This is a genomic window from Streptomyces sp. adm13(2018) (genome assembly GCF_008042145.1).
Classification (GTDB): Bacteria; Actinomycetota; Actinomycetes; order Streptomycetales; family Streptomycetaceae; genus Streptomyces.
In genome coordinates this window covers 1-6,121 of the sequence record NZ_RDBH01000209.1, presented here as the reverse complement: position 1 = coordinate 6,121, position 6,121 = coordinate 1, and the positions used below count along the sequence as shown (strand labels likewise).

Here is a 6,121-nt window from a genome sequence, read left to right as displayed (position 1 = left end):
CGGCCTCGCCACCGCGCAGGAGAAGCCCCCGGTCGCGATATCGCTCCCGGACCTCCCCGACCTCAAGCTGCCGGACGCCCACGACCTCCCCGGCGTCGGCGACCTCCTCCCCGAGCAGGCCACCGAGACGGTCAGCGCGGAGCGCGCCAACCCCAACCCGCACACCGTGTTGTAGAGCCCGTAGTGGGTGGCCACCCAGCGCCCCCGGGACAGCGCGACGACGGTGTCCATCTCGTACGGGTAGAGCACCGCGTTCGCCACGGCGAGGACCGCCGCGCACAGCAGCAGCCCCACCAGGCCCCGGCCGAGGGCGGCCGGGAGCAGGAAGGCGCCGCCCATCAGGGCCAGCCCGAGCACCAGGCACCGTTCCCGGGTCAGCCGCCGCCCGCACCAGGCGGTGATCCGCAGCTGTCCGGCGAGCGCCACCAGGGCCGAGACCACGAAGAGCGCCGTGGTGGGCCCCGTGCCGCCGGCGGCGAGCGGCAGCGCCAGGTAGACCTGGAAGGACAGCACGTACGAGCCGGTCATCGCGAGCGAGAAGAGCCAGAAGGTGCGGTGGGAGAGGACCGTGCGGAACTGCCCGCGCCCCTTCCCGGCCGGCTCCCGCCGCTCCCCCCGTGCGGGCATGTACCGGAGCTGGACCAGGGTCAGCCCGGCGAACAGCACCGCCGCCACCCCGCACGTCAGCCGGAACGACACCCCCGTGAGGGCCACGCCCACGAGCGGGCCGAGCAGGATGCCCGCCTGGTAGTGGACGTTGAACAGCGCGAAGGCCTCGACCCGGCGCGCCTCCCCCGCCTCCGCGGCCAGACAGGCCCGGACGGCCGGGTTGAACAGCGCCCCCGCGAGCCCGGTCGCGAGCGAGGCGGCGAGCAGCGCCGGGAGCGACTGCGCGAACGCCAGCGCTCCGAAGCCGACCGTCCGCAGCGCGCAGCCCGCCACGATGAGCGGCTTGAAGCCGAGCCGGTCGGCGAGCGCCCCGCCGACCAGGAACATGCCCTGCTGCGAGAGGTTCCGGGCGCCGAGGACGAGCCCGACCGACCAGGCCGCCATGCCGAGCCCGTCCGCGAGGTGCGCGGCCAGGTACGGCATGAGCATGTAGAAGCCGAGGTTGATGGTCAGCTGGTTGAGGAAGAGGAGCCGCACGGCCGGCTCGAAGGTACGGCTCTGCTTCCAGAAACCGCCCCGGGCGGGCGCCGTCGTCGTGGTCAACGGGCCGCCCCCGTCCGGTCCATGACCTTGCGGGTCCAGCCGCTGACCGCGTCGGCGGAGACGTACCCGGCCGGGTCCTCCCGTACGGGGCCGTCGAGGAGGCCGTGCGCCGCGCAGAACTCGTCGTTGAAGACGGTGTCGAAGTACCGCTGCGGTCCGTCGGGGAAGACGGCCGCGATCCGCGTCCCGCGCGGCCGGGTGCGGGCCAGCCACCCGGCGACCAGCGCGACCGCGCCGACGCTCCAGCCACCGGTGGCGAAGTGGCGCGAGGCCAGCCGGCGGGCCGCCCGCACCGCCTCGGCGGGCCCCACCCAGTGGACTTCGTCGAAGGCCTCGTGGTCCACGTTCCCCGGGTGGATGGAGGAGCCGAGGCCGCGCATCAGCCGCTCCCCCGCGGGCAGGCCGAAGACGGTGGAGCCGACGGAGTCCACGCCGACGAGTTCGAGCGCGGGGCTGCTGGTGGCGCGCAGGGCCCGGGAGATCCCGGCCGAGTGGCCGCCGGTTCCGACCGCGCAGACCAGGACGTCGATCCGGTCGAGCTGCCCGGCCAGTTCGGCGGCCAGCCCCGCGTAGGCGGCGGGGTTGTCGGGGTTCCCGTACTGGTCGGGCCACCAGGCCCCGTCGAGGTCGGCGAGCAGCTCGGCGACCCGGTCCATCCGGGCCTGCTGCCAGCCGCCGCGCGGGCTCGGCTCCCGTACGACGTGGACCCGGGCGCCGTGGGCGGCCAGCATCCGCTCGACGATCGGTTCGAGGCCGGGGTCGGTGACGACGTGCACCGGATGGCCGTGCAGGACCCCGGCGAGGGCCAGGCCGAGGCCGAGGGTGCCGGAGGTCGACTCGACGATCGGCGCGCCGGGCCGCAGCTCGCCGCGGCGGCGGGCCTGCTCGACCATGTGGAGGGCGGCGCGGTCCTTGATGCCGCCGAAGTTGAAGCCTTCGAGCTTGGCCCAGTAGCCGTCGTCCGTGCGGAGGACGGGGGTGTTGCCGACGGTCTGCTCGGCGAGGGGCGGCAGGCCGCCGGACAGCAGGTTGTTCACGGGTGGGACGTCCTTGGGGGGAGTACGCGGAAGGGGGCCTGGTCACGCGGGGGCGCGACCCGGCTCAGTTCCGGTCCACTCCGAGGGCGATCAGCAGCCTGCCCGGCTCGGGGCCGGGTCCCGCCCGGCCGCGGACGCAGCGCGCGCGGGGATCGGTGCGGAGGTCGGCCGCGTACGGCAGGAGCACGGCTCCGCCGGCGTCCGGTGCGGCGAGGGGTGCGCCGGCGGTCTGCGCGGGGAGGTGGGCGTCGAAGGACCACCCTTCTCCGGACCGGTCGCAGCCGTGCGGGAGCGCGGGGGCGGAGACGGTGACGGAGCCCGAGGGCGGCAGGACGTGGCCGTGCGAGCCGTGGCAGACGCTGACGAGGAGGGCGAGGAGCGCGAACAGGACGAGGACGGCGGGCGCCCGCCGTCGTACGTCACCGACACTCTCGTCACTCATGGTGCACGCGACACTACGGTGAGGTAGTGCGGGCGCACAAAGAGGCAGGCGACCTTTCGGCCACCGTTCACCTCGGCGGGCCGGAGGCTCCGCTAGCGCTAGAGGTTCCGCTCCGCGTAGATCTCCATCGCGTCCCGGACGAGGACCGCGGTGCCCTCCCCGTGCCGGTCGTAGTTCGCGGTGAACCGCGGGTCGTCGACGTACATGCGGCCGAGACCGATGACGTACTCCCTGGTCGGCGTCGTGGTGGTGGACAGCCAGGCGACCTGGCGCCGTGCGATCTCCTGCACCTCGTCGCTGCCGGCGGCCAGGCCGTCGCGGAGCGCCCGGGCGAAGGCGCGGGCGATGTCCGCCTGCTCGTCCATGAACGCCTTCTTCTGCTCCGCGGTGAGCGAGCGCCACCAGCGGTCGCCGCTCTCGTAGGCGTCGCGGCCCCAGCGCTCGGTGACCTCCGCCTCGTACACCGTGTGGTCGAATCCGTCGAACACTTCGTCGGCCATCAGTTCTTCTCCGTTCTCGGTCTTGTGGAGAGTGGTCCGCACCGAGGCGATCTGCCGTCCGATGCGCTCGCGCTCCTGCTCCAGGAGCGCGAGATGGGTGCGCAGGGCGGCGGACGTGTCCCGCTGCCCGGCGAGGACCTCGGCGATGGCGGGCAGGGAGAGCCCCAGCTCGCGCAGCAGCAGGATCCGTTGCAGGCGGACGAGTGCCGCCTGGTCGTAGTACCGGTATCCGTTCGCGCCGATCCGGCTCGGTTCCAGCAGTCCGCGGTCTCCGTAGTGCCGGAGGGTGCGGCTGGTGGTGCCGGCCTTCTTGGCGATCTCCTGAATCGACCACTCCATGCCGAGAACGCTAGATCTTGACGTTGCGTCAAGGTCAAGCACTGGCGTCCGGACACGACGAAGGCCCGGATCCAGTGACTGGATCCGGGCCTTCGTTGCTACTGAGTAGCGGGGACAGGATTTGAACCTGCGACCTCTGGGTTATGAGCCCAGCGAGCTACCGAGCTGCTCCACCCCGCGTCGGTAGACATGACTCTACGGCATGGGCGGGGCGAACCGGAAATCGGTTTCCGTCAGCAGCCGCAGTCGGCCGCGGCCACGGGCGCGGTGAGCGGGTCCGCGGCCTTCTCCGCGGGCCCCTCCCAGGTCTCGTACGGGAAGCCCTCCCGCACCCAGTACTCGAAGCCGCCGAGCATCTCCTTCACCTGGAAGCCGCGCTCCGCGAGAGCCAGCGCGGAGCGCGTCGCGCCGTTGCAGCCGGGGCCCCAGCAGTACGTGACGACCGGCACGGACCGGTCGAGCAGCTGCTCGGCCCGCTCCGGGATCAACGCGGTCGGCAGGTGGAGGGCGCCGGGGATGCGGCCCTGGTCCCAGGAGGCGGTCGAGCGCGAGTCGATCACGACGAAGCCCGGGTCGGTGCCGTCGGCGGCCTCGGCGGCCAGGGCGGCGGCCACGTCGGACACGTCGGCGTGGAAGGCGAGGCTCGCGGAGAAGAACGCGGCTGCGGCGGCGGGAGAGGCGGGCGGGGTCCGGAGTACGGCGTTCACCTGCGAAGTTGTCGTCGTCATGCGGATCAATCTATGGATGACGATCATCACGATGAAGGGACGATCCACGGCACTCAGGGGCATCGACCGGGGAATCCCGCGTGTGCATGCCGGGTCGCCGTGGATCTCACGTACCGGAATCGCCGCGACCGGCGATGCCCGTCCCGAGGGGCGTGACAGGAGCCGCCGCATCGGCGAGGTTGGACCCGTCATGACGACGTGACGGGACGCGCACGCGAAACGGGGAGAGCGACGAGTGGACCGGAACCACGAGAACGGCATCGAAGGCACCGACGGAACCGGCGGCAAGGACGGGCTGGCCCGGCGCTTCGAGGCCGACCGCGGGCACCTGCGGGCGGTGGCGTACCGGATGCTGGGCTCGCTCAGCGAGGCCGAGGACGCCGTGCAGGAGGCCTGGTTCAAGCTCAACCGCAGCGACGTCGGCGCGGTGGAGAACCTCAGCGGCTGGCTGACCACGGTCGTCGGCCGCGTCTGCCTCGACATGCTGCGCTCGCGCGGCTCCCGCCGCGAGGACCCGCTGGAGTACTACGTCCCCGATCCGGTCGTCCGGGTCGCCGGCCCCACCGACCCGGAGCACGCGGCCGAGGTCACCGAGTCCGTCGGCCTGGCGCTCCTCGTCGTCCTGGAGACCCTGGGCCCGGCCGAACGGCTCGCGTTCGTCCTGCACGACATGTTCGCCGTCTCCTTCGACGAGATCGCGCGGATCGTGGACCGCACCCCGGCCGCCACCCGCCAGCTCGCCAGCCGCGCCCGCCGCCGCGTGCAGGACGCGGCCCCCGCGACCGGGCCCGACGCCCGCCGCCAGCGGGAGATCGCCGACGCCTTCCTCGCCGCCTCGCACGGCGGCGACTTCGAGGGGCTGCTCGCCGTCCTCGACCCGGACGTCGTGCTGCGCGCGGACGGCGGGCGGACGCTCGCGGCCGTCTCCCAGGTCGTACGGGGCGCGGAGGCCGTCATCGCGCAGGCCCTCACCTACGCGAAGTTCCGCACGGCGTCGCTGCCGGTGGAGGTCAACGGCGCGCCCGCGTACCTCTCCGTCCGCGACGGGCGCCCGGGCGCGCTCATGGCGTTCACGATCGTCGGGGACCGGATCGTGGCCCTACAGATCCTGGCGGACCCGGAACGCCTGGCGACGCTCCCCCTGACGAAGGAGGACCTGGCACGCGCTGCGTACTGAGGCGAGCGACGAGGGCCACCGGTCAGGGCGTACGCCACTTCCCCTTGGCGGGCGTCAGGGACGCCATCGCCGTCAGGGAGACGGCCGCGCTCGCGATGCCGAGGACGGCTCCCGCCGCCACGTCGCCCGGGTAGTGCACCCCGGTGTGGACGCGGGAGTAGCCCACGGCCATCGCCAGGACCTGGAGGGGCACCGAGGCCGGCGGGAAGACCACCCCGGCGGCCGTCGCGAAGGCGACCGCGGACGCGGTGTGCCCGGAGGGGAAGGACGCCGAGTCCGGCATCTTCACGTGGCGGCCCACGACGACCCGGGCCTCCTCCCGGTCCGGACGCGGCCGGCGGACGAGGCGCTTGCCCAACAGGTTGGCGGAGGCGGAGGCGACGGCGATCGCCCCGACACCGGCGAGCGCGGCCCGGCGCGGACGGCCGGGCACCAGGGCGAGCCCGGCGGCCAGGGCGAAGGAGATCTTCGAGTGGTTCGCCGCGTACGACAGACGGCGGAAGCCGGTGTCGAGGGTGGGCGTGGGCGTGGCGGCCACGGCGGCGTACACGGCCCCGTCGATCGCGCGGAGGTCCCTGAGGACCGCCAAGGGGAAGTGGCGTACGCCCTGACCGGTGGCCCTCGTCGCTCGCCTCAGTACGCAGCGCGTGCCAGGTCCTCCTTCGTCAGGGGGAGCGTCGCCAGGC

Annotated in this window: 8 protein-coding genes and 1 tRNA gene; 2 read left to right on the top strand and 7 right to left on the bottom strand. The window is 73.5% G+C overall.

Features of this window, described 5'->3' with window-relative positions; genetic code table 11:
• From EAO70_RS35665 to EAO70_RS35640, 6 genes are all read right to left on the bottom strand, one after another.
• Positions 1-1,212: MFS transporter (locus EAO70_RS35665; protein WP_261993219.1), on the bottom strand; the 1,212-nt coding region annotated here is incomplete at its 3' end.
• On the bottom strand, positions 1,209-2,249 hold the full coding sequence (locus tag EAO70_RS35660; RefSeq protein ID WP_402118140.1) for a PLP-dependent cysteine synthase family protein: 1,041 nt from the start codon (positions 2,247-2,249) through the stop codon (positions 1,209-1,211). The genes EAO70_RS35660 and EAO70_RS35665, both read right to left, overlap by 4 nt.
• 64 nt (positions 2,250-2,313) lie before the next feature.
• Entirely contained in the window at positions 2,314-2,691 is a 378-nt protein-coding gene (locus tag EAO70_RS35655) for a hypothetical protein (protein WP_148006943.1), read from the bottom strand.
• 98 nt (positions 2,692-2,789) lie between these two features.
• Positions 2,790-3,530, bottom strand: a complete 741-nt coding sequence (locus EAO70_RS35650; RefSeq protein WP_148006942.1) for a MerR family transcriptional regulator — start codon at positions 3,528-3,530, stop codon at positions 2,790-2,792.
• A gap of 106 nt (positions 3,531-3,636) precedes the next feature.
• Positions 3,637-3,710 (bottom strand) — tRNA-Met (locus EAO70_RS35645).
• A gap of 53 nt (positions 3,711-3,763) precedes the next feature.
• The gene (locus EAO70_RS35640) at positions 3,764-4,258 is read right to left on the bottom strand and encodes a rhodanese-like domain-containing protein (protein ID WP_148006941.1); all 495 of its coding nucleotides are present in this window, start codon (positions 4,256-4,258) and stop codon (positions 3,764-3,766) included.
• A gap of 16 nt (positions 4,259-4,274) precedes the next feature.
• Here EAO70_RS35640 and EAO70_RS35635 point away from each other — a divergent pair, with 16 nt between their 5' ends.
• Positions 4,275-4,460 (top strand): hypothetical protein, encoded by a 186-nt coding sequence (locus EAO70_RS35635; protein ID WP_148006940.1) that lies wholly within the window; start codon positions 4,275-4,277, stop codon positions 4,458-4,460.
• A gap of 33 nt (positions 4,461-4,493) precedes the next feature.
• Entirely contained in the window at positions 4,494-5,435 is a 942-nt protein-coding gene (sigJ, locus tag EAO70_RS35630) for an RNA polymerase sigma factor SigJ (RefSeq protein ID WP_148006939.1), read from the top strand.
• Between the two features lie 22 nt (positions 5,436-5,457).
• Here sigJ and EAO70_RS35625 read toward each other — a convergent pair whose 3' ends face one another.
• On the bottom strand, positions 5,458-6,072 hold the full coding sequence (locus tag EAO70_RS35625) for a phosphatase PAP2 family protein (protein ID WP_148006944.1): 615 nt from the start codon (positions 6,070-6,072) through the stop codon (positions 5,458-5,460).
• Between the last annotated feature and the right edge of the window lie 49 nt (positions 6,073-6,121).